At 46.9% G+C, this 618-nt stretch carries 1 protein-coding gene; it reads right to left on the minus strand.

The annotated features are described in order from the left end of the window. A partial coding sequence (locus R7Z49_RS26040; RefSeq protein WP_318112566.1) for a Dps family protein occupies window positions 1-235 on the minus strand: 235 nt, incomplete at its 3' end. Window positions 236-618 lie beyond the last annotated feature (383 nt).

Consider the following 618-nt stretch of genomic DNA (forward strand, 5'->3'; position numbering starts at 1 on the left):
GTGCGGCAACGTCCAGTGTGCGTATGCGCTCGGCAATCTCGTCTACAGCCGTCGCAAGTTCGGTATAGTGTTCTTCGAACATGAGATGCAGTTCTCTGAAGTTCGGGCCTTCCACATTCCAATGGAAGTTGTGCGTTTGCAGATAGAGCGTGTAAGAATCTGCCAAGAGCTGCTTCAAGCCCTCTGCGGTGCTTAATCGGTGCTCTCTATCAATGCCGATATCGATGTGCGTCATGCTAGCTTCCTCTCATTCCATCTGGTTTCACGACTTTTTGTAAGCCGTCAGCAAACAACTAAAAAAAGTATTGGATAGATGTTCTGATTTGTAAAAATGATAAAAATGAATGTAACGTTCGGAAATTTTGATTACTGAATGGAAGGCGTTGTCTATAGCAAATATCAAAGCCCACAAAGCCCACAAAGCCCACAAAGCACACCGAGGTAACGGCGCGCTGCTGGGTTTAAACGATTTTGATTTCGAGATTATTTGAGAGATTGCTTCGCGATACGGGAAAGCGCTTCGAGACTGGAGACGTCCACATAGTTTGGGCGAAACGCGAGGGCTATTCTGCGGTGAGGGCCGGGCTCATTTAAATGCACTGCCGATAATACTGGGTA

This window comes from Vibrio sp. 1562 (genome assembly GCF_033340155.1).
In the GTDB taxonomy this organism is placed as follows: domain Bacteria; phylum Pseudomonadota; class Gammaproteobacteria; order Enterobacterales; family Vibrionaceae; genus Vibrio; species Vibrio alginolyticus.